This window comes from Pantoea sp. DY-17 (assembly GCF_019795975.1).
Lineage (GTDB): Bacteria > Pseudomonadota > Gammaproteobacteria > Enterobacterales > Enterobacteriaceae > Pantoea > Pantoea leporis.
The window spans coordinates 225505-250403 of sequence record NZ_JAIMIG010000004.1 but is presented as its reverse complement, the minus strand read 5'-3'; the positions used below and the strand labels follow the sequence as shown (position 1 = coordinate 250403).

General features: G+C 53.9%; 23 protein-coding genes. 8 read left to right on the top strand and 15 right to left on the bottom strand.

Translation table 11 applies throughout. The annotated features are described in order from the left end of the window. The first annotated feature begins 286 nt into the window (after window positions 1-286). Window positions 287-2437 carry an ornithine decarboxylase gene (locus tag K5Y33_RS17965; protein WP_222234753.1) on the top strand — a complete coding sequence of 717 codons (2151 nt, stop codon included), beginning with the start codon at window positions 287-289 and terminating at the stop codon, window positions 2435-2437. Window positions 2438-2577: 140 nt separating this feature from the next. On the opposite strand, the gene mltC is transcribed toward K5Y33_RS17965, so the two are convergent. Genes mltC through mutY form a run of 3 tightly spaced genes read right to left on the bottom strand, consistent with a single transcriptional unit; the run spans window position 2578 to window position 5069 of the window. Beyond that, entirely contained in the window at window positions 2578-3657 is a 1080-nt protein-coding gene (gene mltC, locus K5Y33_RS17960; RefSeq protein ID WP_222234751.1) for a membrane-bound lytic murein transglycosylase MltC, read from the bottom strand. 54 nt (window positions 3658-3711) lie between these two features. Next, the gene (locus K5Y33_RS17955) at window positions 3712-3984 is read right to left on the bottom strand and encodes an oxidative damage protection protein (protein WP_007890330.1); all 273 of its coding nucleotides are present in this window, start codon (window positions 3982-3984) and stop codon (window positions 3712-3714) included. Continuing rightward, window positions 3984-5069 carry an A/G-specific adenine glycosylase gene (gene mutY, locus K5Y33_RS17950; protein ID WP_222234749.1) on the bottom strand — a complete coding sequence of 362 codons (1086 nt, stop codon included), beginning with the start codon at window positions 5067-5069 and terminating at the stop codon, window positions 3984-3986. Before mutY ends, K5Y33_RS17955 begins: the two co-directional genes overlap by 1 nt. A 154-nt stretch (window positions 5070-5223) precedes the next feature. Between mutY and trmB the strand changes: the two genes are divergently transcribed. The 4 genes from trmB to K5Y33_RS17930 all read left to right on the top strand — a co-directional run bounded on the left by trmB (window position 5224) and on the right by K5Y33_RS17930 (window position 9083). Continuing rightward, window positions 5224-5943 carry a tRNA (guanosine(46)-N7)-methyltransferase TrmB gene (gene trmB / locus K5Y33_RS17945; protein WP_222234747.1) on the top strand — a complete coding sequence of 240 codons (720 nt, stop codon included), beginning with the start codon at window positions 5224-5226 and terminating at the stop codon, window positions 5941-5943. Further along, window positions 5943-6269: a YggL family protein gene (locus K5Y33_RS17940; protein ID WP_008107231.1), complete on the top strand. Its 327-nt coding sequence runs from the start codon at window positions 5943-5945 to the stop codon at window positions 6267-6269. The genes trmB and K5Y33_RS17940 overlap by 1 nt, the downstream gene beginning before the upstream one ends. Window positions 6270-6426: 157 nt before the next feature. Further along, window positions 6427-7143 (top strand): DUF2884 domain-containing protein, encoded by a 717-nt coding sequence (locus K5Y33_RS17935; RefSeq protein WP_110868028.1) that lies wholly within the window; start codon window positions 6427-6429, stop codon window positions 7141-7143. Between the two features lie 176 nt (window positions 7144-7319). Beyond that, complete coding sequence (locus K5Y33_RS17930) at window positions 7320-9083, top strand: Ig-like domain-containing protein (RefSeq protein ID WP_222234745.1); 1764 nt, start codon at window positions 7320-7322, stop codon at window positions 9081-9083. Between the two features lie 40 nt (window positions 9084-9123). On the opposite strand, the gene hemW is transcribed toward K5Y33_RS17930, so the two are convergent. From hemW to K5Y33_RS17910, 4 genes are read right to left on the bottom strand one after another with little or no spacing between them, the layout of a single operon-like run. Next, window positions 9124-10275: a radical SAM family heme chaperone HemW gene (gene hemW / locus K5Y33_RS17925; protein ID WP_222234744.1), complete on the bottom strand. Its 1152-nt coding sequence runs from the start codon at window positions 10273-10275 to the stop codon at window positions 9124-9126. Continuing rightward, window positions 10268-10861 (bottom strand): XTP/dITP diphosphatase, encoded by a 594-nt coding sequence (locus K5Y33_RS17920; protein ID WP_101761904.1) that lies wholly within the window; start codon window positions 10859-10861, stop codon window positions 10268-10270. Before K5Y33_RS17920 ends, hemW begins: the two co-directional genes overlap by 8 nt. A 20-nt stretch (window positions 10862-10881) precedes the next feature. Beyond that, window positions 10882-11436, bottom strand: coding sequence for a YggT family protein (locus K5Y33_RS17915; RefSeq protein ID WP_008107240.1), 555 nt, complete (start codon window positions 11434-11436; stop codon window positions 10882-10884). A gap of 12 nt (window positions 11437-11448) precedes the next feature. After that, entirely contained in the window at window positions 11449-12156 is a 708-nt protein-coding gene (locus K5Y33_RS17910) for a YggS family pyridoxal phosphate-dependent enzyme (protein WP_101761905.1), read from the bottom strand. Between the two features lie 16 nt (window positions 12157-12172). On the opposite strand from K5Y33_RS17910, the gene K5Y33_RS17905 reads away from it, so the two are divergent. Further along, window positions 12173-13165 (top strand): type IV pilus twitching motility protein PilT, encoded by a 993-nt coding sequence (locus K5Y33_RS17905; RefSeq protein ID WP_222234742.1) that lies wholly within the window; start codon window positions 12173-12175, stop codon window positions 13163-13165. 145 nt (window positions 13166-13310) lie between these two features. On the opposite strand, the gene ruvX is transcribed toward K5Y33_RS17905, so the two are convergent. The 8 genes from ruvX to metK all read right to left on the bottom strand — a co-directional run bounded on the left by ruvX (window position 13311) and on the right by metK (window position 20612). Next, window positions 13311-13727 carry a Holliday junction resolvase RuvX gene (gene ruvX / locus K5Y33_RS17900; protein WP_061720236.1) on the bottom strand — a complete coding sequence of 139 codons (417 nt, stop codon included), beginning with the start codon at window positions 13725-13727 and terminating at the stop codon, window positions 13311-13313. Next, entirely contained in the window at window positions 13727-14290 is a 564-nt protein-coding gene (locus K5Y33_RS17895) for a YqgE/AlgH family protein (RefSeq protein WP_137386422.1), read from the bottom strand. Before K5Y33_RS17895 ends, ruvX begins: the two co-directional genes overlap by 1 nt. Before the next feature lie 82 nt (window positions 14291-14372). Then, window positions 14373-15317 carry a glutathione synthase gene (gene gshB, locus K5Y33_RS17890; protein WP_110868023.1) on the bottom strand — a complete coding sequence of 315 codons (945 nt, stop codon included), beginning with the start codon at window positions 15315-15317 and terminating at the stop codon, window positions 14373-14375. Between the two features lie 77 nt (window positions 15318-15394). Continuing rightward, window positions 15395-16126 carry a 16S rRNA (uracil(1498)-N(3))-methyltransferase gene (gene rsmE, locus K5Y33_RS17885; RefSeq protein WP_008107252.1) on the bottom strand — a complete coding sequence of 244 codons (732 nt, stop codon included), beginning with the start codon at window positions 16124-16126 and terminating at the stop codon, window positions 15395-15397. 73 nt (window positions 16127-16199) lie between these two features. Next, window positions 16200-16907: a deoxyribonuclease I gene (gene endA, locus K5Y33_RS17880; protein ID WP_192236412.1), complete on the bottom strand. Its 708-nt coding sequence runs from the start codon at window positions 16905-16907 to the stop codon at window positions 16200-16202. Between the two features lie 88 nt (window positions 16908-16995). Continuing rightward, window positions 16996-17508, bottom strand: a complete 513-nt coding sequence (locus tag K5Y33_RS17875) for a SprT family zinc-dependent metalloprotease (RefSeq protein ID WP_137386420.1) — start codon at window positions 17506-17508, stop codon at window positions 16996-16998. 82 nt (window positions 17509-17590) lie between these two features. Further along, window positions 17591-18985, bottom strand: a complete 1395-nt coding sequence (locus tag K5Y33_RS17870; RefSeq protein WP_110868021.1) for a sugar porter family MFS transporter — start codon at window positions 18983-18985, stop codon at window positions 17591-17593. Window positions 18986-19457: 472 nt separating this feature from the next. Beyond that, the gene (gene metK / locus K5Y33_RS17865; RefSeq protein ID WP_061720231.1) at window positions 19458-20612 is read right to left on the bottom strand and encodes a methionine adenosyltransferase; all 1155 of its coding nucleotides are present in this window, start codon (window positions 20610-20612) and stop codon (window positions 19458-19460) included. A gap of 782 nt (window positions 20613-21394) precedes the next feature. On the opposite strand from metK, the gene speA reads away from it, so the two are divergent. Both speA and K5Y33_RS17855 read left to right on the top strand, forming a co-directional pair. After that, window positions 21395-23374 carry a biosynthetic arginine decarboxylase gene (speA, locus tag K5Y33_RS17860; protein WP_101761914.1) on the top strand — a complete coding sequence of 660 codons (1980 nt, stop codon included), beginning with the start codon at window positions 21395-21397 and terminating at the stop codon, window positions 23372-23374. Between the two features lie 714 nt (window positions 23375-24088). Beyond that, window positions 24089-24778, top strand: coding sequence for an EAL domain-containing protein (locus K5Y33_RS17855; RefSeq protein WP_222234740.1), 690 nt, complete (start codon window positions 24089-24091; stop codon window positions 24776-24778). Window positions 24779-24899: the final 121 nt, after the last annotated feature.

Sequence of the window (24899 nt, the reverse complement as noted above, 5' to 3'; positions counted from 1 at the left end):
TGAGGAAAGTGGGGGTATAGTACTCCTTTTTTGCCCTCACCCTAACCCTCTCCCACAGGTGGGAGAGGGAACCGATCCAGCTCACCTTTATACCGGCTCGGACGGCGCCCTCGCCCGCTTGCGGGAGAGGGCTGGGGTGAGGGGCCGCGCAGCGGTTGTTCCGGCAAAAAAAAGATGACATGATTGCGCCCCAGTTAGTGTTCAACTCCCAGATTGACTTCGCCGAGGAAACCTCCTCATTGCTGTGCCATCGGCACCCACTCATCCTCTCTCAGGGATTTGTGTTATGAACCCATTGAAAATTGCTGCCAGCGTTGCTGTAGCGCCAACCCTTAGTCTTAACACTGCGCGCGACGTGGTGACGCTGGACAATACCGACTTTACCGATGTCGCTGCGGTCGTGATCACCTTGTCGGACACGCGCAGTGGCGTGCTGACGCTATTGCGCAAGGTCGGCTTTAATCTGCCGGTGTTTGTCGCCAATGCGTTCGATGAAGAAGTGCTGAAGCTGCCGGGCGTCACAGGGGAAATCAACGGCGCGCCAGAAGAGTGGGACGCGCTGGAGGACGCCGCGCAGGCGTATGAAGCCGAGTTGCTGCCGCCATTTTTCGACACGCTCACGCGCTACGTCGATATGCAGAACAGCACGTTTGCCTGCCCGGGACATCAGGGTGGTGCCTTCTTCCGCAAACATCCGGCGGGACGTCAGTTTTATGAGTTCTACGGCGAGAACGTCTTCCGTTCGGATATGTGCAACGCCGACGTAAAGCTCGGCGATCTGCTGATCCACGAAGGCTCAGCCAAAGATGCGCAGAAGTTCGCGGCGAAAGTGTTTAACGCCGACAAAACCTACTTCGTGCTTAACGGCACCTCCAGCGCCAATAAAGTGGTCACCAACGCGCTGCTGACGCGCGGCGATCTGGTGCTGTTTGACCGCAACAACCACAAATCCAACCATCATGGCGCACTGATTCAGGCGGGCGCCACGCCGGTGTATCTGGAAGCGGCGCGTAATCCGTTTGGCTTTATCGGCGGCATTGATGCGCACTGTTTTGACGATGCTTATCTGCGCGACCAAATCGCCAAAGTGGCGCCCAATCGTGCCAACGATCAACGTCCATTCCGCCTGGCGATTATTCAGCTCGGCACTTACGACGGCACGGTGTACAACGCGCGTCAGGTGGTCGATCGCATCGGACATCTGTGCGATTACATCCTGTTTGATTCGGCGTGGGTTGGCTACGAGCAGTTTATTCCGCTGATGGCCGGCTGTTCGCCGCTGACGCTGGAGTTGAACGAGAACGATCCGGGCATTTTTGTCACGCAGTCGGTACACAAGCAGCTGGCCGGTTTCTCACAGACGTCGCAAATCCATAAGAAAGACAATCACATCCGTGGGCAGCAGCGTTTCTGTCCGCACAAACGCCTCAACAATGCGTTTATGCTGCACGCCTCAACCAGCCCGTTCTATCCGCTGTTTGCCGCGCTGGATATCAATGCCCGCATGCATAAAGGCGAGGCCGGACGCAGCATGTGGCACGAGTGCGTCACCATCGGCATTGATGCGCGTAAAGCGATTCTTGAACGTTGCGAAATGATTCAGCCGTTCCTGCCGGAGAAAGTGCACGGCAAGCTGTGGCAAGCGGTGGAAACGGAAGCCATCGCCATCGATCCGGCATACTTCAGCCTTGAGCCGGGCGCAAAGTGGCACGGTTTTGAAGGCTATGCGCAGGAGCAGTATCTGGTGGATCCCTGCAAGCTGCTGCTCACCACCACGGGGATTGATGCCGCCAGCGGTGAGTACACCAGCTTCGGCATTCCAGCGACCATTCTGGCCAACTATCTGCGCGAGAACGGCATCGTGCCGGAGAAGTGCGACCTCAACTCGATTCTGTTCCTGCTGACGCCAGCAGAAACGCCGGAGAAGATGGCGCATCTGGTGGCGATGCTGGTGCAGTTTGAGCAGCACGTGCGCGAGGATGCGCTGCTGGCGGAAGTGCTGCCGAGCGTGTATCGCAAGAATATTGAGCGCTACAAAGGCTACACGCTGCGCCGCTTGTGTCAGGAGATGCACGATCTCTACGTCAGTTTTGACGTTAAGGATCTGCAGAAAGCGATGTTCCGCTCAGCCTGCTTCCCACCGGTGCAAGTGAATCCGCAGGATGCGCACCAGGCCTATATTCGTGGCGAAGTGGAGTTGGTGAAGATTGCCGATGCTGAAGGGCGCATAGCGGCCGAAGGCGCGTTGCCATATCCGCCCGGCGTGTTGTGCGTGGTGCCAGGCGAAGTGTGGGGCGGCGCGGTACAGCGCTATTTCCTCGCGCTGGAAGAGGGCATCAATCTGCTGCCGGGCTTCTCGCCAGAGCTGCAAGGGGTTTACACCGAAGAAGATGAGCACGGGCGTAAGCATCTGGTGGCGAATATGATGGTGAGCTGATTGCACTTGCCCTCACCCTAACCCTCTCCCGCAAGCGGGAGAGGGAATGTTTAGGTGGTGCGCGTAATTATTTCTGTGCTGGATCGGCCCCTTCTCCCGCGGGCGGGAGAAGGTTGGGATGAGGGACAAACCGCACCAGCTTAATACCGTCGATAACTGCGCTGCGCCTGGCTCACTTTATACAGATAACGCCGTGATTCTGCCGATGGATGGTTGGTGGTCAGCGTCTGGTAAACTTCCGTCGGCGACATACTATTTATTGACGAGAACGCGCGATCCTTATCGCTGGAGAACACGCGTAGCACGCTGCCCGCGCCGCCGTTGTACGCGGTGATCACCGCATAACGCCGTGATGTCGGATCCTGAATCCCACCTAAATAACTTCTCTGCAGCAGCGACAAATACGCGGTGCCCGCATCAATATTATTCTCAGGATCAAGCAGATAGCTGCGGCTCGGTTTGCCACCTTTGCCCTTCATACGGAACACATCAACACCGGCGGTATGCTGCACCACCTGCATTAACCCCAGCGCATCAGCGTGGCTCACCGCATACGGGTTGAAGCTCGATTCAATCTGCATAATCGCCAGAATCAGTGACGCATCCACGCCATATTGTTCAGCGGCTTTACGCACCATTGGCAGATATTTGTGCGCACGTTTGTCGAGGTGGTTTGGCACCATCGGAATGGTAACCGACCAGATGACGTGCAATCCGGAGGTGCGTTTCTGCAGTTTGTTTTGAATCAGATAATCAGCAAAGCTGCTGGCGCGGCCCTGCCAGCGGATCGGCTGGCCGGTATTATCCAGCACCTGGCCGTACAGCAGCGGCTCTTTACTGATTTGAATATCGTTGGCATCGGAGTAGAGATCGACATTGCCCGGATCTTCGCCAATCAACAGCGTGGTGATGATCGCCTGACGCAGGCTAGCCATCGGATCGGTGCCGGAAATGGTCTCAATGGTGATGCTACCGCTGTCAAAGTTGATGTGGCTGCGGGTGTAATAACCGTCGCTATATTTGACGTAATCTTTCGGTCCGGCGATCAGAACTTCATTGATTCCCCAAATGTTTTCAATATTGTGGGCAAACTGGCCCATCAAAATATCGAAACCGTTGGTGTCCTTGACCCACTCTTCATGAAACTGCGATTTTTTTTGTCCGGAGCAGGAGACCAAAAGTGGTGCAATCACCAAGAGCGCTATCAGTTTTTTATTCATTGTTAATGCGTGCCTGAATCGAAAAAGAGGGCCTCAAAGGGAAGCCCTGAACGGTTATTTTTCTGGCGGGGTGTAACCTTCAATGTGCACATCTTTGCCTTCGAACAGGAAATTGATCATCTCCTTCTCCAGCACTTTGCGATCTTCCGGGTTCATCATGCTCAATTTCTTCTCATTGATCAGCATGGTTTGCTTGGACATCCACTGCTGCCAGGCCTCTTTGGAGATCTCATTAAAGATGCGCTTACCCAATTCGCCAGGATAGAGCTGAAAGTCCTGACCTTCAGCGTCGCGTTGCAGATAAGTACAAAAAATGGTGCGGCTCATTACTCTTCCTCTTCGGTCACGTCTGCTCGACGCGTAAGCTGCTGGGGATGGCGCAATTCATGCAGCAAGCGCTCAACCGGCGCCGCCAAACCCACTGACGGTGGTTGCGCTAAGTTATACCAGAGACCGCCCGCTTCATCCATCAGCGACCCAGCGGAAGGCTTTGCGAGCCACATAGGCACAATGTCTAAGTGGAAATGGCTAAAGGTGTGGCGGAATGCGGTGAGCTGCTGCGGTTTAACATGAATGCCGCGCTCAGTTAGCCAGTCAGTTAGCGCTTGCTCACTTGTAAACTGCGGGAAGCAGAACAGTCCGCCCCACAGGCCAACCGGCGGACGCTGCTCTAACCACACGTCATCGCCATCCTGCATCATCAGCATCCAGCCGCTACGTTCTGGCAAGGTCTGTTTGGGTTTCTTACCGGGATACGCCGCCCAGCTGTTGTTGGCATAAGCTACGCATCTGCTGTTGAGCGGGCAGATTTCACATTTAGGGCGTGAGCGAGTACATACTAATGCGCCAAGGTCCATCATCGCCTGATTGAACTGGCTTACGCCTGCCGCTGGCGTCACATCTTCGCTGATCTGCCATAGCCGTTTTTCAACCTCCTTTTTACCCGGCCAGCCGCCCACCGCGTAGCAGCGCGCCAGCACGCGTTTTACGTTGCCATCCAGAATTGGGAAGTGCAGACCGAGCGACAGCGATAACACCGCGCCCGCGGTAGAACGGCCAATGCCCGGCAGTGCTGCGACATCGTCGAAGTTTCGCGGGAACTCGCCGCCGTGCTTCTCCACCACCTGTTTCGCGGCTTTGTGCAAATTGCGCGCGCGCGCGTAATAGCCGAGACCGGTCCACAGATGCAGCACTTCGTCCAGCGGTGCCGCTGCCAGATCGGCCACCGTCGGGAAGCGCGCCATAAAGCGTTCAAAATAGGGAATGACGGTAGCAACCTGGGTTTGCTGCAGCATCACTTCAGAGAGCCATACCTTGTACGGCGTTTTCTCCTGCTGCCACGGCAGGGTTTTGCGACCAAAGCGCTGATACCAATCCAGCACTTGTTGCGCGAACGTCGGCGCTTGCATCATAAGAAGGAAATTTTCCGTGTTTACTCTACAATCAGGCAGGAATTCCAGCACAGAGACCTCAGGGTGTAAACCGGAACATTGCAAAGGCTTGCTTCTGCTTCCTAACTTTGCATAATGCCCGTTTCCCAGAACAGGCTAACCAGCAGGCTTCAACATGATTAATGACGTCATCACCCCAGAATTTGATGAGAACGGGCGGCCATTACGCCGTATCCGCAGTTTTGTGCGCCGTCAGGGGCGCTTAACGAAAGGACAGCAGCTCGCGCTCGATAATTTATGGCCGGAGATGGGCGTGGAGTTCCAGCAGGAGCCGCTGGATCTGGTGACGCTGTTTCGCCGTGACGCGCCGGTAGTGCTGGAAATCGGTTTCGGCATGGGCGCCTCGCTGGTGACCATGGCGCAGAACAATCCACATCAGAATTTCCTTGGCCTGGAAGTGCATGCGCCGGGCGTGGGTGCTTGCCTGGCGTCGGCGAAGGAAGCGGGCGTGGAGAACCTGCGCGTAATGTGTCACGACGCGGTAGAAGTGCTGCAGAAGATGATTCCGGATAACTCGCTGCGCATGGTGCAGCTGTTCTTCCCGGATCCGTGGCACAAAGCGCGCCATAACAAACGTCGCATCGTACAGGTGCCGTTTGCTGAGCTGGTGATGCGCAAATTGAAGCTGGGCGGCGTGTTCCATATGGCGACCGATTGGGAAGCCTACGCCGAACATATGTTGGAAGTGATGAGCAGCATCGACGGATATAAAAATCAGTCGGAAAGTAACAATTACGTGCCGCGTCCGGAAACGCGTCCGTTAACCAAGTTTGAGCAGCGCGGGCAGCGACTGGGCCATGGCGTATGGGATCTGATGTTTGAGAGGGTGAAATAATGGCCGTACAGCGTAGCCGTCGTTTGCGTAAAAAACTGCATATTGATGAGTTTCAGGAATTAGGCTTCTCCGTCGCCTGGCGTTTCGCCGAAGGCACCACCGAGGAGCAAATCGACGCCACTGTTGATCAGTTCATTAATGAAGTGATCGCGCCGAACGGTCTGGCGTATGACGGCAGCGGTTATCTGGTGTGGGAAGGTCTGGTGTGCTTGCAGGAAACCGGCAAATGCACCGACGAGCACCGCGAGCTGGTGCGTAAGTGGCTGGAAGCTCATAACCTGACGGATGTGCAGGTGACTGAACTCTTCGACGTTTGGTGGGACTAAAGATCGTATCGGGCTAGCTTACTTGCCCTTTTTGCACCGGGCAGTGCTCGCATTCCTCACGTACTTATGTACGCTCCGGATGCTGCGCACTGGCCGGCACAAAAATGGCTGCGACGCTCAACGCCCGACCTTTCAGCGCGTAAAAAAGGGAGATTTCATGGTTCGTAAGGCACTTATCGCCGCGCTGCTGCTGGCGGCAACTCAGGCTCAGGCTGCATACGAGTGCAGCGTCAAGCCACAGGATGATGTGATCATTAAACCCCAGAGCGTGCAGGTGGTGGGAACCAACGGCAATCTCGAAATCACTCCGCAGGGTGACGTGCAGTTTAATGGCCAGAAGGTCAACGTTGATAACGCCGCGCGCCAGAAAGCCATCGACTACCAGACCGCGCTGCGTCGCGATTTGCCGTGGATCGATAGCGGCGCAACCTCGCGTCTGGAACGCAGCCGCGTGGCGCTGGATAAAGTGATTGTCGACAAGCTCGGCGCGAACAGCAATGTGCGTAACCGTCTTACTAAACTGGATGGCCAGCTCAAGCAGCAAATGAACCGCATTATTGAGCATCGTCCAGACGGACTGACGTTCCATCATCAGGCTATCGATCAGGTGCGCGCGGAAGGCGAGAAGCTGGTGCAGAGCACGCTAGGCGGCATCATGCAGGATAGTCTCAACGAAATGGGCAGCAGCCAGGCGGCGAGTGGCAGCAATCCACTGCAGGCCATTATGGGCAACCTTGGCGGTTTACAACAGTCGGTACAGGCGGAGTGGAACAAGCAGGAGCAGGATTTCCAGAACTTTGGCCACGAAGTATGCAACCGCGTAACCGTGCTGGAAGAGCAGCGCAAAGGACTGATGCAGAACGTTAAAAGCTAATGATTTGCTTCAGCTAACAAAGCCAGCCCAGTCCCGGCTGGCTTTTTGCTTTTAAGATGCACTGCATTTAAGAACCTTAGATTCGGGACGAATCTGATAACCGTAAAAACACCAAAATAATAAAGATGAAAGTGAGTTAGCAACTCATTGAAATCATTTATTTTTAAGGAGTTTTTATGTTATTTTTTAACGCCTCTGCTTCCAGTAATACCCCTTCACCTCACACCGTGCATATTCAATCCGACTGGTATAACGATGCGCAGAAGCGATGGGAAGGCAGTGCGCATTCGCCAGATACCGTTGCAGTCATCATCATGGTCAATGGTAAAAACCCAATAAGTGTGCCAGTGAGTGGCGGCCGTTTTTCCTGGGCGCCTTCTCAACCCATGCCTGACGGTGAACATGTGCTGACCTTTGTTGCCGTTGATCGCGCTAATAACCAAAGTGATATCGTTTCGGTCAATTACAACATTGATACTATCGCGCCTGACAAGCCGCAAATTACTGCAATCGAAGACTATGCAGCGGGTGGAATACATAACGGCAATAGCATTAAGCGACATGGTTACACCAACGACGCAAATCCTGTCGTGCGTGGCGAGGCAGAGGCAAATAGCCTGGTATACATCTACAACAAAAACAGCAAAACGCCCCTGGCTTCGGTAACCGCTAATCAGCATGGCAAATGGGAGGTGGAAGTGAACCTGCCTAACGACGGTGCATATGAGTTGAGTGCCGTGGCAGAAGACCGGGCAAATAATCGCAGCCAGCCGTCGCTGAAGTGGCCATTTCAGCTTGATACCGAGAAACCGGATAGCGCCACCATCAATTACTTTGAGGATGATGTTGGTTTGTATCGCGGACAGTTCGATCTCATCCGGGCCACTGACGATCGCCGCCCTGAGCTGTACGGCACTGGCGACCCTAATGAATATGTACGCGTTCAATACGCCAGCAAAAACGGCAGTTGGGTAACAACCGCGACCGTTGCGGTAGACAGTGATGGCACCTGGCTGTGGACTCCACCGCAAAATCTCTCCGATGGCGAATGGAATTTTCGCGTGCGTAACATTGATCATGCTGGCAACGTCAGTAAATGGAGCAGCACCGTCACGTTGCTGATTGATACCACAACAATTCAGCCCCTCATTATGCAGGTGCTCGATGATAGGGGACCCATTGAATCGGTATTCCCAGGGCAACATACCGACGATGCACGTCTGGATTTTATCGGTAAGGCCGAAGTTAACAGCCTGGTGATTCTGTATCAGGATGGTACGGCGGTGGGATCGGCTTATGCAAATAGTCAGGGTGACTGGAGAATGACTCCGCAGCAAGATATGCGTGCAGGCTTGAATAATTTTGGTGTGAAGGCGATAGATGAAGCTGGGAATGAAAGTTCCTACTCTGCAAATTATCCGGTGAGATTCATCCCGTCACCCCAATATCAAGCCAATTATGAAAGTGAATCAAGAGATGATGGGAATGGGACGAGCTATTTGCCCATCCCAGGAGAACGCCACATTTATGATGTCGCGAGCTGGTTAAATACTTATCCGTCTCATTATCTGGTGAAAGCGGCAAATATTATTTTTTCGGGTGAAAACCAGATAATTGATTTTGCTGCGCTAAGTGCACGTGTGGAAGGTTTGCAGAAAATAGATATAAGTGGCAAAGGTAATAATCTGCTTAATCTCGATCTGCACTCGTTACTGAATGAAGGCGGTGAGGGGCTATTTATTAACGACGATAGTCAGCAATTGATGATTGATGGCGACATGGGCGACCGCATCACGCTTGATCGCACGCAATTCAGCGACGGCTGGTTAACTTCGCAGAATAAAGTCCAGATCGGCGGGGAAAACTGGACACTGTTAACCAATAGCCAGGCGCATTACACACTGTTAGTGAATCAGGAAATTGAAATTACTTACGGCTAATACGTAAAAAAGATGCCCGGTATAAGCCGGGCATTTTTCATTACTCTTCCGTCAGGAACAGTTCCAGCAGCGAGTTCAGGAACAGTTTGCCTTTCTCAGTGATCTGCCAGCTCTCCGTGGTTTCCTCCACGTATCCTGCACTTATCGCCGCATCGATTTGCGGGCGAATCACCTGCTCATCCATGCCGGTATAGCGGCGGAAATCGGCGCGCGGTGCGGCTTCCAGCAGACGAAAACGGTTCATAAAGAATTCGAACGGCTTGTCGTTCTCGGCCACGTCGTGCTGCTTATCGAGATAGTTGCCTTTCATAAAGCCGCGCGGATGACGGGTTTTCACCGTGCGCACGATGCGACCATCGGCTTGCGTCAGCTTACCGTGGGCACCACAGCCAATCCCGAGGTAATCCCCGAAGCGCCAATAGTTGAGATTGTGCTCGCAGCGATAACCCGGTTTGGCATACGCCGAGGTTTCATATTGCTGATAACCTGCGGCGCTCAGCAGTTGATGACCTTGCTCAAAAATATCCCACAGCGCATCGTCATCAGGCAGTTTTGGCGGGCGCGAACCGAATAAGGTGTTCGGCTCAATCGTCAGCTGATACCACGAGAGATGCGGCGGATTAAGCGCAATCGCCTGGCGCAGATCATCCAGCGCTTCCTCCAGTGACTGATCCGGTAAGCCGTGCATCAGGTCGAGGTTAAAGCTGCGCAGGCCTAATCCTTCCGCCAGCTGTGCCGCGCGCACGGCTTCTTCCGGCCCGTGAATGCGGCCTAAACGCCCCAGCTTCTGCGGACTGAAACTCTGCACGCCAATCGAAATACGGTTAATACCGGCTTTCTGGTAGGCGCTAAAGCGATCGGCTTCCACGGTGCCTGGATTGGCTTCCATGGTGATTTCTGCATCGGCCGCCAGCGGCAACCGCGCACGCACGCCGTCCATTAGCATCTGCATCGCATTGCTGCTCAGCAGGCTTGGCGTACCGCCGCCGATGAAAATCGTGCGCACTTCACGGCCGCCGGTCAGCGGTAAATCCTGTTCGAGATCGTTGAGCAGGTGCTGCACATACTCAATGTGCGGCACCTCGCCTTTTAACGCGTGAGAGTTGAAATCACAGTACGGACACTTCTGCACACACCACGGAATATGGATGTACAGGCTTAATGGCGGCAACGTAGGTGAAAACTCAGGCATTGCGCATCGCTTCCAGCAGCAGCGTCAATGCTTTACCACGGTGAGAGACGGCGCGCTTTTCGTCTTTACTCAGCTCTGCCGCCGTTTTACCCAATTCAGGGACATAAAAGATGGGATCGTAACCAAAACCGCCTGCGCCCGCTGCCGCGCGGGTGATTTCCCCGGCCCAGCTACCGTGGAACACCAGCGGCGTGGGATCGGCGGCGTGACGCAGGTAAACCAGCACGCAGTGGAACTGCGCCTGACGTTTGCCATCCGGCACGTTTTCCAGCGCCACCAGCAGCTTGTCCAGATTCTGCTGGTCGCTGGCATCAACGCCCGCATAGCGCGCGGAGTAAATGCCCGGCGCGCCGCCCAGCGCATCAACCGCCAGACCGGAATCGTCGGCAATCGCCGGTAAACCGGTAATCTCAGCCGCATGACGCGCTTTCAGGATGGCATTTTCGATGAAAGTCAGGCCGGTTTCTTCGGCCGAATCAACGCCGAGTTCGGTTTGCGCCACAATATCAAGTCCGAAGGCCGCTAACAGATCGGCCAGTTCGCGGACTTTGCCGGGATTTCCGGTCGCGAGTACAACTTTTTGCATAACAGTTCCAGATAGACGAATTACAGCAAATACCAGAGACCTGGGAACAGGTCCATGCCGAGGAAATTCAGCGCGTACAGCACCAGAATCACAATCATGGCAGAGAAATCGATACCGCCCATCGCCGGCAGAATACGGCGAATCGGTGACATCAGCGGTTCAGTCAGCTGCATCAGAACCTGATCCACCGGGCCGCGACCCTGGCTGATCCAGCTCATCAGCGAACGAATGATGATCACCCAGAACACCAGATAACCGGCGGACTTCACCAGCGACAGCAGGCCAACCAGCAGGTTGGTGGGATCAACGGAGAACACGCCGACCTGAATCAGCAGCAGGATCGGATATTTCAGCGTGGTCAGCACAAAGGCCAGCAGCAGCGATGCGGTATCAATCGGGCCAATGGCCGGGATGACGCGGCGCAGCGGCTTGATAATCGGTTGGGTGATCTTCACGACAAACTGCGCCAGCGGGTTGTAGAAGTCACAGCGCGACCACTGCATCCAGATGCGCAGCAGCAGCACCATCACGTACAAATCGATCAGCGTTTTGACTAAAAACGTCAGTGTTAACATGAGGTTCCTCAATTATTGTTGTGAAGGTCGCGCATAATCCCGCGCGCCAAAAACGGCGGTGCCAATACGCACCATGGTGCTGCCCGCGGCGATTGCCGCGTCCATATCGTCGCTCATTCCCAGAGAAAGCGTATCGACGTCAGGATAGTCCTGTTTTAAGGTTTGAAACGCGGCGGCCATCTGCTGACACACCGCCAGTTGCCGTGCGTATTCTGACTCTGGCGCCGGAATCGCCATCAGCCCACGCAAGCGCAAATTCGGCAGTGCGGCGATCTGCTGCGCCAGCTCCGGCAACGCCTCCAGCATGATGCCAGATTTGCTGTTCTCGTCACTGATATTTACCTGAATTAACACGTTGAGCGGCGGCAACGACGCCGGGCGCTGATCGTTCAGACGTTGCGCGATGCGCTGGCGGTCCACGGTGTGGCACCAGGCGAAGTTTTCCGCCACCAGACGGCTTTTATTGGATTGCAGCGGGCCGATAAAGTGCCATTGCAAATCAGGATGTGCGGCCAGCTCAGCCACTTTTTCAACCCCTTCCTGCACGTAATTCTCACCGAACGCGTGTTGTCCAGCGGCAATGGCTTCTGCGACCGCGCTCGCAGGTTTGGTTTTGCTCACTGCAAGCAGCGTAATTTCTTCTGGCGCGCGGCCGCAACGTGCGGCGGCGGCGGCGATACGCTCACGCACTTGCTGTAAGTTGTGCTCAATGGAAGTCATAGTCAGGAGAAGCTAAATGGAGTTGGATGAAATAGTGGCCCTTAGTGTAAAGCATAACGCCGCCGATCTGCACCTTTGCAGCGGACATTTGCCGCACTGGCGGCGACAAGGCGTGCTGGAGCCGATTCCGCAGCAGAGCGCGCTGGATGGCGGCTGGCTGGAAGCCTTTATGCAGCAGTGGCTCACGGCGTCGCAGCAGGCCGAGCTGGAGGAGAACGGCCACGTTGACTTCGCCATTACGCTTGCCAGCGGCATACGGCTGCGCGCCAACCTGTTTATGCAGCGTCACGGCTTATCGCTGGCGCTACGGCTGATTGCCAGCCAGGCGCCCGAACTCAGCAGCCTGCATCTTCCCGAGGTGGTGAGCCAGCTGTTACAGCTGGAAGAGGGGCTGATTTTAATTACCGGCGCCACCGGCAGCGGCAAATCCACCACGCTGGCGGCGATGGTGGATTGTCTGAATCGTCAGCAGGCGCGGCACATTCTGACGCTGGAAGATCCGATTGAGTTTGTGCATCGCAGCCAGCGCTCGCTGATTCAACAGCGCGAAGTAGGTGCGCACTGCGCCTCGTTTCAACACGGGCTGAAAGCCGCGCTGCGTGAAGATCCTGATGTGATTCTACTCGGTGAACTGCGCGACAGCGAAACCATCCGCCTGGCGCTCACTGCAGCAGAAACCGGACATCTGGTGCTGGCTACGCTCCATACGCGCGGCGCAACCCAGGCGGTTGATCGGCTGGTGGATGTCTTTCCCGCTGAGGAGAAAAACCTGGTGCGCACTCAATTAGCGGGCAGCCTGAAAGCGGTGCTGGCGCAACGTTTAGTGCCGGCAAAAGCGGGCGGGCGGATTGGCTTGTTTGAAGTGTTGGTGGCGACGCCAGCGGTGGCGAACCTGATCCGCGAAGGCAAGATGCATCAGTTGCCTGGCGTGTTGCAAACCGGCGCGCAGGCGGGCATGCAAACCTTTGCGCAGAGCGAGCAGGGGCGTCAGGCGGCGGGGATGATTTGAAGAGATCCAGATAGGCGCTCAAAGGCGGAAAACCAACCCATTGTAGCGGCGCGATTCATCGCGCATATTTATGCCGCTGCCCTGCTCATCCGTGGCAATGCGCAATAAGTTGCGCCGCTACGCTATGTGCCAGATCTGGATGGCTTTAATGCGTATCAAACCAATCTTCGAGGATAATCACCGCGGATTGGGAATCAACCTGGCCTTTCTGCAACGCGCGAAAGCCGCCGCGTTCAAACAGATCGGCACGCGCTTCAACGGTGCTCAGGCGCTCGTCCTGCAGCTCGACGCGTACGCCAAAACGACCATGCAGGCGATTGGCGAACTTACGTGCGCGCGCAGTAAGTTCCTGTTCGGTGCCATCCATATTCAGCGGCAAGCCCACTACCACATAATCGGGCTGCCACTCTTTCAGCAGCTTTTCGATCAGCTTCCAGTCCGGCGTGCCATCCTGCGCTTTTAGCGCCGTCAACGCGCGCGCGGTGCCCGTTAATTGCTGACCGACAGCAACGCCGATGCTTTTGGTGCCGAAATCGAAGCCCAGTAAGGTTTCACTGGCCATCAGGCGTGCCCTGCATCGGTGGCAATGTTGTGAATATCGACGCCCAATCCGCGTGCCGCTTCACGCCAGCGTTCAGCGATGGGCGTCTGGAACAGAATATTGGTGTTAGCGGGTGAGGTGAGCCAGGCATTCTCCAGCAACTCCTCTTCCAGCTGACCTTTCTCCCAGGCGCAATAACCCAGCGCCACCAGCACATTATCGGGCTGTGAAGTGGTGCCGATCGCTTCCAGCACATCACGTGAGGTGGTGATCACCGTGGTGTCTGAAATACGAATGCTCGAGGAGTAAATGCGCTGCGCCGAGTGCAGGATGAAACCACGATCTTCCGCCAGCGGACCACCGGCAAACACTGGCTTGTCCAGTTTGATGGCAGGATCGCGTTCGGATGCGCTAATTTTAAGCTTTTTAAGGATGCCTTCGACCGTCAGGTTGTCCATTGGCTTATTAACGATCAAACCCATGGCGCCATCTTCATTGTGCTCGCAGATATAGACTACCGAGCGTTTGAACAGTGGGTCCTGCAGCGACGGCATCGCAATTAGAAAATGATGCTGTAAATTCATTATCACTCGTATACCAAAAATAACCGGCGCAGCCGCGGCAGCGCCGGTTTTGGGTGTTCACGGAGTGGAGACTCCGACGGCATCAGCCCAGGCGTTTCTCAATGGCATCCATCAGCATGCCAGTGATCGATATCGGGAACGCGGCCTCGATTTCACGTACGCAGGTTGGGCTGGTCACGTTAACTTCAGTCAGTTTATCACCGATAATATCCAGGCCGACAAAAATCAGCCCTTTGGCTTTCAGCGTTGGGCCAACGCGACGCGCAATTTCCCAGTCGCTGTCGCTCAGCGGACGCGCTTCACCACGGCCACCGGCTGCCAGATTACCGCGCGTTTCGCCGCCTTGCGGAATGCGCGCCAGGCAGTAAGGCACAGGTTCGCCATCCACCACCAACACGCGTTTGTCGCCGTCTTTGATCGCCGGCAGATAGTTCTGCGCCATGCAGAAGTACTGGCCGTGATTAGTCAGGGTTTCGGTGATCACGCCGAAGTTGGCATCGTCCTGTTTCACGCGGAAGATCGAGGCGCCGCCCATGCCGTCCAGCGGCTTAAGGATCACGTCGCCATGCTCCTGCCAGAAGGCGCGCAGCTGCTCTTTATTACGCGTGACCAGCGTATCTGGCGTCAGGTCGGCGAACCATGCGGTATACAGCTTCTCGTTGCAGTCGCGCAGGCTCTGCGGTTTGTTCACGATCAGCGTACCTTGCTCTTCTGCGCGTTCCAGCAGGTAAGTGGCATAGATAAATTCGGTGTCGAACGGCGGATCTTTACGCATCAGCACCACGTTAAGATCGGCCAGCGGGATATTCTGCTCGCTGCCAAACGTGTACCAGTTGTCGTAGTTCTGCTCAACGCTTAGCAGACGCGTGCGTGCGTAAGTCACACCGCCGCGCAGGGAGAGATCGCCCATCTCCATGTAATGAATTTCGTAACCACGGCGCTGTGCTTCCAGCAACATGGCGAAGCTGGTGTCTTTTTTAATATTGATGGACGAAATCGGGTCCATAACGATGCCAAGCTTAATCATTATTCTCTCCTAAATGGGGAAGCATTTACCCCGAAAGCGTTGTGCTGTGAAGTTACGTTCGAACCCGAAAGTATCGCTTAACCGAGGTCACCAAACCTCACCTGAAGTGCCGTAATGGCGGTGAGTGCGGTGGTTTCGGTGCGCAACACGCGGGGTCCAAGCAGAATATCGGTAAAACCCTGCTGTGCGGTCATGGCAATTTCATCGGCGGTTAAGCCACCTTCCGGCCCAATCAGCAAGCGCAGGCGCTCTACCGGCTGCGGCAGCGTGTTGATGCTGTGGCTGGCGCGCGGATGCAAATTGAGCTTCAAACCGTCTTCGGCTTCCGCGCACCAGGCTTGCAATGTCATCGGCTCGCGAATTTCCGGCACACGATTACGGCCGCACTGTTCACAGGCGGCAATCGCGATTTTCTGCCATTGCTGAATTTTTTTTGCCAGCCGCTCGGCATCCAGCTTTACGCCGCAGCGTTCAGAAAACAAGGGCGTAATCACATTCACGCCAAGTTCGATCGATTTCTGGATAGTGAATTCCATTTTTTCACCGCGCGACATCACCTGACCGAGATGTAAATGCAGCGGGGATTCACGGTCATCAGCCTGGCTGGCAAGGACCCTTACTTTTACACGCTTTTTATCAGCCTGGGTGATTTCGGCGCTAAAAGTCAGATTACTGCCATCAAACAGCTCAATTTGCTGACCGGCCGTCATGCGCAGCACGCGTCCAACATGGTTAGCGGCATCTTCATCGAGGAAGACTTCACTGTTAACTTCGAGAGATTCGGGATGATAAATGCGAGGTATACGCATGCGGTTCCTGCCAGCGTTATGCCGTGTCAGCGGACACGGCGCAATCGAAAAAAGCTAGTGTAGGGTAGCGCTTTTAGCGCTGGCAAGCCTGCTGTACGTAGGAATTGTGATTTCCCTGCACTTTGGCGATGCGATTGTCGCGCTCACACTCCCAGCTCGTTACCGGATATTGCTTATCCCACGCGGTAAACAGCTGGGTTTGCTGACGCGACAGGCGCAGGTGATATTGGTCGCGCATATAGAAGTAAGTGCGGGCAATGGCGCCACGCGCACGCTCCGGCGGCTGCGCCAGTTTCTGCTTAAAATCGACCTTCATGCTGCATTGACCGTACTGCTGTTCGCCGCCGTTCCATTGGCTGTACTGGAAATTATTGCGGTCGCCGTTCACTTCACCAATCGCCGGCTGCAGGTTATGCAGATCGCTCTCGATGCGGCGGTAATCGGCATCTTTGCTGCAGCTTTTGCGGCCGCCGTTTTGCCAGCACTGTCGCTGGTGGCCGAACTCCCACGCGGGCATCACATGTTCCCACTCAATGCGTTCGGCGCGATTGGCGTTCTTACGCACGCTGTAGCCGCAACTGCTTAGATCCGGTACGCCCTTTTTGCCGTGCCAGCTGATTTTGCAGCCGCAGTAAAAGTCGGCGGGCGCATCAGCGTTGATCTGCGCGGCATAGGCTTTGGCCTGACTAAAATTGTTTTGATGATAGTGAGTGAAACTGAGGCTGTAAGCGCTAAGCGGGGCAACTAACAAGGTAAGTAACAGCAACGTTTTGCGAGACATATTCCAAAAATTAACCTGGTCCTGAAAAAGGGCGGCAGGGTAACAGAATGATGACGCACGGGATATGAGATTAGGCTAGGTTGCTGAACTAATTCGATAAAAACTCACCGGGTTGCAGCAGGGATTTGCAGTGCACACAGCGATATTCGCTTTCTCCGCGCAGCACGCGATTATGGCGCCGTACGGTGAGCTGATGCTGCTGACAGCGGCAGCGATAGGGGAAGGTGTTGCTGCGCACCGAGGCGATTTCAAACTGGTGGGTGCGGCGCGCAGGCACGCCAAGCACGCTCTCCATCATCCATTTCCACTCTTTGCCGTGCGGCGGCACGCGGCCAAAGGTTTTCCACACCAGCAGATGCGCCAGTTCGTGCGGCACCACTTCATCAACGAATGCCTGCTGATTCTCCAGCAGCAGCACCGGATTGATGCGGATTTCCCACTTCTCCAGCCATGCGGTGCCCGCAGCGGTGCCGCGCTGCTGATAAACCAGCGAGGGCTCATCAAAGCGGCGTTCCAGCTTCTCGTTGGCCAGCTGTAAATAGTGGCGCAGCGAGCGCATAACGGCTTGTTGTAAGGCGATGGGAAGGCGCGGTGTTTTCATGGGGGGCAGCATAAAAGGTTGCCGGAACGATCTCAAATAAAAAGGGCTGCCAATTGGCAGCCCTTGCATTCGCTCATCGGGATTACTTCTGACCGATATCGCGCAGTTTTTTGCCGGACATCAGGTTGCGCTCGATGTGCTCCAGCGAGACGTTTTTGGTCTCTGGAATCAGCGCCAGCGTCAGCAGAATGAAGAACACGTTCAGACCGGCGTAAACCCAGAAGGTTGGCGCGTTGCCCAGCGTATTCAGCATGGTCAGGAAGGTAGCACCGACAATCATGTTGGCAATCCAGTTGGTCGCGGTGGACACCGTGATACCGAAGTCGCGGCCTTTCAGCGGCTGAATCTCGGAACACAGCACCCAAATCAGCGGGCCAGCAGACATCGCAAAACCAATGATGAACATCAGCAGCATCGCCACCGCGAAGTATTGCGCTTCTTGAGAATGGATGCCGATGTGCAGCATGGTGCCGAGAATGCCCATACCCAGCGCCATCACCAGGAAGCCCAGCAGCAGCGTAGGTTTACGGCCCCAGCGATCCACCAGACCGATAGCTATAAAGGTCGCCAACACGTTCACCAGACCAACAATGACCGTGCCCCACATTTGCTGCGTGGTGTTGGCAAAGCCAGCGATTTCGAAGATCTTCGGTGCGTAGTACATGATGACGTTCATGCCGGTGAACTGCTGCATCACCTGCAACAGCACGCCAAGGAACACTGCGCGGCGGAAGTTGCTATTGCTCTGGAACAGCTGCCAGCCCGACTGTTTAATTTTCAGGCTTTCACGGATTTCATCCAGTTCACGTTTGGCTTGTTCACTGGTATCACGCAGACGCGATAACACGCGCTCAGCACTGCGGAAATCACCTTTAGCCGCCAGCCAGCGTGGGCTGTTGGGCAGGAAGAAGACGCCAACCAGCAGCAGTACCGCAGGAATGGTGATGATGCCCAGCATCCAGCGCCATGCGCCAGCGTCGCTGAACGCGGTATCCGAGAGATACGCTGCCAGAATACCTATGGTGATCATCAGCTGATACAGCGAAATCATACTGCCGCGAATCTTCTCTGGTGCGATTTCAGAGAGATACAGCGGCGCGGTGTAAGAGGCAACACCCACGGCCAGGCCAAGCACCACGCGTGCGGCGATCAGCATTTCTGGGCTGGTTGCACCCGCAGACCACAGTGAACCAATAACGAAAAGAATCGCACCGGCCATCAGGCTCTTTTTACGACCCAGACGCGATGACATCCAGCCGCTGCCCACCGCACCGACTGCAGCACCAAACATCATTGAGCTGACGATCCACTCTTGCTGGTGGGCAGTGACGTTAAAATCTTTCGCGATGAAAGGCAGAGCACCGGCGATAACACCGATATCCAGACCAAACAGCAAGCCGGCCAGCGCCGCTAAGAAGCAGACAAACAAGGTCATGACCTTATTTGAAGTTCTGCTCTTGTGATTATTACCAGGCATGAAGCCTCCAAAGTTTATCCATCGTTGTTGTTATCAATGTTATGAAACCTGTCGGCGGAAAAAAGTGAGTAAGATCACACCAGTGTAATCGGTTACACACGCTGAAACCCTGCAATCCAGCATTTTCCGCCCGAAATAGTTACGTAACCAGTAAGGTATAGCACCCTTTAAGTTTCTGACATCGCACTAAATACCGGCTATCAGACGACGCTGAAAATAACGCATTTTCAGAGTAATAACTACGCTGAAAAATCTCTAAATTGCCGATTGATAAAGGATTTCAAAATGTAATCGTTATCACTAAGTTGTAAGCGAGGTGAAAGAAGTGTAGACGGCGGAGAAAAATGTGCCTGACGATGCAAAGGCATAAAAAAAAGCCCGCCAAAAGCGAGCTTCGATGTCAAATTGTGCAGCGTCGCCCTCTCCCGTGGGAGAGGGCCGGGGCGAGGGCATCAGCCCGCAGAGTAGTCTATTACTTCAAACCCGCCGCTTCGCGCAGCTGCGCGGCTTTGTCAGTCTGCTCCCACGGGAAGTGCTCACGACCAAAGTGACCGTATGCTGCGGTCTCTTTGTAGATCGGTTTCAGCAGATCCATCATCTGAATCAGGCCGTATGGACGCAGGTCGAAGAACTCGCGCACCAGCAGCGTCAGCTGCTCGGTGGAGACTTTCTCGGTACCGAAAGTTTCAACCATGATCGAGGTTGGCTCAGCCACGCCGATGGCGTAAGAAACCTGGATTTCACAACGGTCAGCCAGGCCAGCCGCGACGATGTTTTTCGCCACATAACGTGCAGCGTAAGCGGCAGAACGGTCGACTTTTGACGGATCCTTACCTGAGAACGCGCCGCCACCGTGACGCGCCATGCCGCCGTAGGTATCAACGATGATTTTACGACCGGTCAGACCGCAGTCGCCCATTGGACCACCAATGACAAAACGGCCAGTTGGGTTGATGTGGTATTTGGTGCTGGCGGTGATCCACTCAGTCGGCAGAACCGGCTTGATGATCTCTTCCATCACCGCTTCACGCAGATCGGCGGTGGTCACATCTTCAGCATGCTGGGTCGAGAGTACAACTGCATCGATACCGACAATTTTGCCGTCATCGTACTGGAAGGTGATCTGGCTTTTTGCATCCGGACGCAGCCACGGCAGTGAACCACTTTTACGCACTTCAGCCTGACGCTGCACAAGACGGTGCGCGTAGGTGACCGGCGCTGGCATCAGCACATCGGTTTCGTTGCTGGCGTAGCCAAACATCAGGCCCTGATCGCCCGCGCCTTGTTCCAGCGGATCGGTACGGTCAACGCCCTGATTGATGTCTGGAGATTGCTTACCAATCGCGCTCAGCACTGCGCAAGAGTTCGCATCAAAGCCCATATCGGAATGGACATAGCCGATTTCACGTACGGTATTACGGGTGATCTCTTCGATATCCACCCATGCGCTGGTGGTGATTTCACCGCCAACCAGCACCATACCGGTCTTTACGTAAGTTTCGCAGGCCACGCGCGCTTTCGGATCCTGCTCGAGGATCGCATCCAGCACGGCATCGGAAATTTGGTCAGCGATTTTATCAGGATGTCCTTCTGATACGGACTCAGATGTAAAAAGGTGTTTAGCCATTCTGTTCTTTACCTTAAAAATGGTTTGAATACGACTGCATAGCGTAAGCGGAATCAGACCGACTCGACGCCCCTTCAGGCAAAGCCGCAAGCAGTGGCAGCGAGAGCATTAACTCACACCGCCTGGATGTTAATCAGTTTAGATGGAAAACCATCTGGACGGCTATTCTAGGTTACTCAGTGAGCACTTTTCCAGTGCTTTTTCCGATCCCGCATTTTCCGCAACATCCTAAGTGGAATCATTTCCTGACACCGCGCGCAGTTACTGACAAAGATTTTGCAATTTACCCCGCGTGGCTGTATAAAACGCCGCTGCTGTCGACCACAGCCGCAAAGGATGACGCCGCCGTGCGTCGCGCCGTCAGATGCCATTTAATCTGACCTTCACCCAAGCCGTTTCTCGCATGCTTTAAGCAGGCGATGGAGGTGATTAAAGTAATGAACCACTCTTTCTCTCGCTTTGGTTCACTGCGCTGTTCCGGCGCGCTGGCACTCCTTTCACACTCCAAACCCGTTCTTTTCTCTTATCGACGTTGTGTTCATTCTCCCGACACGCGCGCCGGTTAACATTTCTCTGCATCTATTACTCTATTTCGCTGTCTACTGACCGTGGAAGTCTCAGGCTATTTGCCCCGACTTTGGCGCGGTGTTTTACACTTAGAGTCAGCATTGCACAGTGCAACCTTACAGAGGCAGCAAGCAGGATGAGGCAATTTTTACCTGGCGCCACCATGACAAAACTCGGTAACAAATTCATATTTCAACGGAAAATTGAGGTTCGCGATGTCTGACGACATGAAGAATATCAAGGGTTCGTCAGCTGGCGAACAAGGTGTACTCCGCTCCATGCAGGAGGTGGCGATGAACGATCAGGAAGCGAGCAGAATGCTGCGTACCTACAACATTGCCTGGTGGGGAAACAACTATTACGACGTCAACGAGCTGGGGCACATCAGCGTGTGTCCCGATCCGGATCAGCCGGAAGTGCGCGTTGACTTAGCGAAGCTGGTGAAAGAGCGCGAAGCCGACGGTCAACGTCTGCCAGCGCTGTTCTGCTTCCCGCAGATTCTCCAGCATCGTCTGCGTTCGATCAATGCCGCCTTCAAACGCGCGCGTGAATCTTACGGCTATAAAGGTGATTACTTCCTGGTTTACCCAATCAAGGTGAATCAGCATAAGCGCGTGATTGAGTCGCTGGTCAACTCTGGCGAACCGCTAGGCTTGGAAGCCGGTTCGAAAGCCGAGCTGATGGCTGTGCTGGCCCACGCCGGTAAAACCCGTTCGGTGATTGTCTGCAACGGCTATAAAGACCGCGAATACATTCGTCTGGCGCTGATCGGTGAAAAGCTCGGCCACAAAGTCTATCTGGTGATCGAGAAGATGACCGAAGTGCGTCTGGTGCTGGAAGAGGCCGAGCGTCTGAATGTGATTCCGCGTCTTGGTATCCGTGCGCGTCTGGCGTCGCAGGGCTCAGGCAAGTGGCAGTCGAGCGGCGGTGAAAAATCGAAGTTTGGCCTGGCGGCATCGCAGGTGTTGCAGCTGGTCGATATCATGCGCAAAGCGGGCCGTCTCGATAGCCTGCAACTGCTGCACTTCCATCTCGGTTCGCAGATGTCCAACATCCGCGACATCGCGACCGGCGTGCGTGAGTCGGCGCGTTTCTACGTGGAGCTGGCGAAGCTGGGCGTTAACATCAAATGCTTCGATGTGGGCGGCGGTTTGGGCGTGGATTATGAAGGAACCCGCTCGCAGTCAGATTGCTCGGTCAACTACGGTCTGAACGAATACGCCAACAACGTGATTTGGGCGATTGGCGATGCCTGTGAAGAGAACGGGCTGGAGCATCCAACCGTGATCACCGAGTCAGGTCGTGCGGTGACGGCGCACCACACCGTGCTGGTGTCCAACATCATTGGTGTTGAGCGTAACGAGTTCAGCACGCCGGTGGCACCGGATGCCGATTCACCGCGTCCGATTCAGAGCCTGTGGGATACGTGGCAGGAGATGCACGAACCTGACGTGCGTCGTTCGCTGCGCGAATGGCTGCACGATAGCCAAATGGATCTGTTCGACATCCATACCGGTTATTCATCAGGCACCTACGATCTCGGCCAGCGCGCCTGGGCAGAGCAGCTTTATCTGAGCATCTGCCACTACATTCAGCAGCATCTCGATCCCAGCAACCGCGCGCATCGCCCGATCATTGATGAGCTGCAGGAGCGCATGGCGGATAAGATTTACGTCAACTTCTCGCTGTTCCAGTCAATGCCGGATGCGTGGGGCATCGATCAGCTGTTCCCGGTGCTGCCGCTGGAAGGGCTGAATAAAATGCCGAAGCGTCGCGCGGTGTTGCTCGACATCACCTGTGACTCCGATGGCACCATCGATCACTACGTCGATGGCGATGGCATTGCCACCACCATGCCGATGCCGGAATACGACATCGACAATCCGCCGATGCTCGGCTTCTTTATGGTGGGCGCGTATCAGGAAATTCTCGGCAACATGCATAACCTGTTCGGTGATACCGAAGCGGTTGATGTGTTTGCGTTCCCGGATGGCAGCGTGGAAGTTCAGCTGTCGGATGAGGGCGATACCGTAGCGGATATGCTTGAGTACGTGCAGCTGAATCCTAACGATTTGATGACGCTGTTCCGCGATCAGGTAACGCAACAAACGGATATAGATGAAGAGCTGCGCGCGCAGTTCTTGTCTGAATTCGAGAGTGGCTTGTACGGTTATACCTATTTAGAAGATGAGTAATTAATTGCTCTTAAACCGAGCTCACAAGGGCTCGGTTTTCGCTTTTCCTGCTATATCCGCGCCTGGCAATAATAATTTAATTTGATTTGTGAAGACGATCACCTTTGGCTTATTTGTAACCTGTCTCGTAAATCCCACATTTACCTCCCCAAATGCTATCTCCTTCTTTTCTCTAATAAAGCGAGTCGGCAACGCTGATTATTTTCTTAATATCCTTACCTTACTTACTGATTCCTCATGGATTAAGCAGTTATTCTGTTATGTATTCTTTGCAATGCATAATAAAAATTTAAACATTAATATTTTAATAGTCACTATAGAAATTAGTGATTATTGGCGCTTTTTGGAAGCATAGATGCCAGATAAAACATTTTGCAATTTGAGTTAAGGAGAGCTATTAAATCGTGCAGAATCTTTTTTTATCGTTATTTTTCAATTCGATAAGGTTTTTACATGTCTTTTAAAGTAAACGATAAGTTAAATTAGATTAAGAATTTTCTGAGCTTTTGTGAATTTTAGAGAAATTTACTTACGTTATTGATTGATTTAAACGATTGAAGTTACCTAAAGTGTTTACTGAAATCTATTTCTCAAAGTGTAAGTAGTACGTTAACCTTCAGTTAAGACATTAAGTTTTATCAATGTTTACCTTACTTCTTACATGAGAAATCCTGACAGTTTAAGGCTATCAGGCAGTTGCAGTAAGGATATGAAATGAGCAATCAACCGAAGACAGTGTTCTTGTTGGAGCCGGTTTACGATTTATCCGGCCAGGTGATTGCCAGGGAATTGTTAACGCGTCTTGCAGACGACGCAGATATCAATAATAAGCGTAACCCTGAAAGGGATGTTGGGTTCTTCAGTCAGCTTTCTGCTGACGTTAAATGGCAGTTATTCCTCCACCAGATCGAAAAACTTATTCAGCTATACCAGAAAGGGTTCGACCAGATTGTCAGTGTCAATGTTGATAGAGATATCGTAGCCAGCATTTTTAAAGATGCTGAAATGCAAGAAAAACTGGCTCAACTGACGCTGTTGCGTCTGGAAATATCAGCATTCTTTACTGCGCGATTTAATAGCGCCGATCTGTTGATTTTAAAAGGTGTCGCGAAAGTGACGCCGGCCCCTTTATGGCTCGATGACTTTGGTCCGGGTTATTCCAACCTTTCCATGTTTGATAGCGGAATATTTGAAATCGTCAAGATTGACAAAGAATTTTTTTGGCAATTTGGCGACGGTCGCACCTTTGACATTCTGCTCGACCATCTCAACGAATTATGCAACGGCGTCATCGTTGAGGGTGTTGAAAATCAACAACAGGTCGACCTGCTGTCGCATAAAGCAATTTATGGCATGCAGGGCTATTTGTGGCAGAGCGTCTATCTCGATGATTTATTAGCTTAATCCTGAAATTATTGGGTTGGTTTCATCCCTCGGGGAAGTAAAAAAATGTCAAAGCCTGGGCTTTATGCGTTTCACGTCATTTGTGCCCGGCCGCTTGAGAATAAATATATTTTTCCCGTGG

Coding starts and splice junctions, on each gene's coding strand:
- K5Y33_RS17905 (WP_222234742.1), top strand. CDS start 12,173: ATGGAGTTGGATGAAATAGTGGCCCTTAGTGTAAAGCATAACGCCGCC.
- K5Y33_RS17935 (WP_110868028.1), top strand. CDS start 6,427: ATGGTTCGTAAGGCACTTATCGCCGCGCTGCTGCTGGCGGCAACTCAG.
- K5Y33_RS17955 (WP_007890330.1), bottom strand. CDS start 3,984: ATGAGCCGCACCATTTTTTGTACTTATCTGCAACGCGACGCTGAAGGT.
- metK (WP_061720231.1), bottom strand. CDS start 20,612: ATGGCTAAACACCTTTTTACATCTGAGTCCGTATCAGAAGGACATCCT.
- K5Y33_RS17910 (WP_101761905.1), bottom strand. CDS start 12,156: ATGACTTCCATTGAGCACAACTTACAGCAAGTGCGTGAGCGTATCGCC.
- K5Y33_RS17930 (WP_222234745.1), top strand. CDS start 7,320: ATGTTATTTTTTAACGCCTCTGCTTCCAGTAATACCCCTTCACCTCAC.
- K5Y33_RS17915 (WP_008107240.1), bottom strand. CDS start 11,436: ATGTTAACACTGACGTTTTTAGTCAAAACGCTGATCGATTTGTACGTG.
- gshB (WP_110868023.1), bottom strand. CDS start 15,317: ATGATTAAGCTTGGCATCGTTATGGACCCGATTTCGTCCATCAATATT.
- speA (WP_101761914.1), top strand. CDS start 21,395: ATGTCTGACGACATGAAGAATATCAAGGGTTCGTCAGCTGGCGAACAA.
- mutY (WP_222234749.1), bottom strand. CDS start 5,069: ATGATGCAAGCGCCGACGTTCGCGCAACAAGTGCTGGATTGGTATCAG.
- rsmE (WP_008107252.1), bottom strand. CDS start 16,126: ATGCGTATACCTCGCATTTATCATCCCGAATCTCTCGAAGTTAACAGT.
- ruvX (WP_061720236.1), bottom strand. CDS start 13,727: ATGGCCAGTGAAACCTTACTGGGCTTCGATTTCGGCACCAAAAGCATC.
- K5Y33_RS17875 (WP_137386420.1), bottom strand. CDS start 17,508: ATGAAAACACCGCGCCTTCCCATCGCCTTACAACAAGCCGTTATGCGC.
- mltC (WP_222234751.1), bottom strand. CDS start 3,657: ATGAATAAAAAACTGATAGCGCTCTTGGTGATTGCACCACTTTTGGTC.
- K5Y33_RS17965 (WP_222234753.1), top strand. CDS start 287: ATGAACCCATTGAAAATTGCTGCCAGCGTTGCTGTAGCGCCAACCCTT.
- endA (WP_192236412.1), bottom strand. CDS start 16,907: ATGTCTCGCAAAACGTTGCTGTTACTTACCTTGTTAGTTGCCCCGCTT.
- hemW (WP_222234744.1), bottom strand. CDS start 10,275: ATGCCTGAGTTTTCACCTACGTTGCCGCCATTAAGCCTGTACATCCAT.
- K5Y33_RS17855 (WP_222234740.1), top strand. CDS start 24,089: ATGAGCAATCAACCGAAGACAGTGTTCTTGTTGGAGCCGGTTTACGAT.
- K5Y33_RS17870 (WP_110868021.1), bottom strand. CDS start 18,985: ATGCCTGGTAATAATCACAAGAGCAGAACTTCAAATAAGGTCATGACC.
- K5Y33_RS17920 (WP_101761904.1), bottom strand. CDS start 10,861: ATGCAAAAAGTTGTACTCGCGACCGGAAATCCCGGCAAAGTCCGCGAA.
- K5Y33_RS17940 (WP_008107231.1), top strand. CDS start 5,943: ATGGCCGTACAGCGTAGCCGTCGTTTGCGTAAAAAACTGCATATTGAT.
- trmB (WP_222234747.1), top strand. CDS start 5,224: ATGATTAATGACGTCATCACCCCAGAATTTGATGAGAACGGGCGGCCA.
- K5Y33_RS17895 (WP_137386422.1), bottom strand. CDS start 14,290: ATGAATTTACAGCATCATTTTCTAATTGCGATGCCGTCGCTGCAGGAC.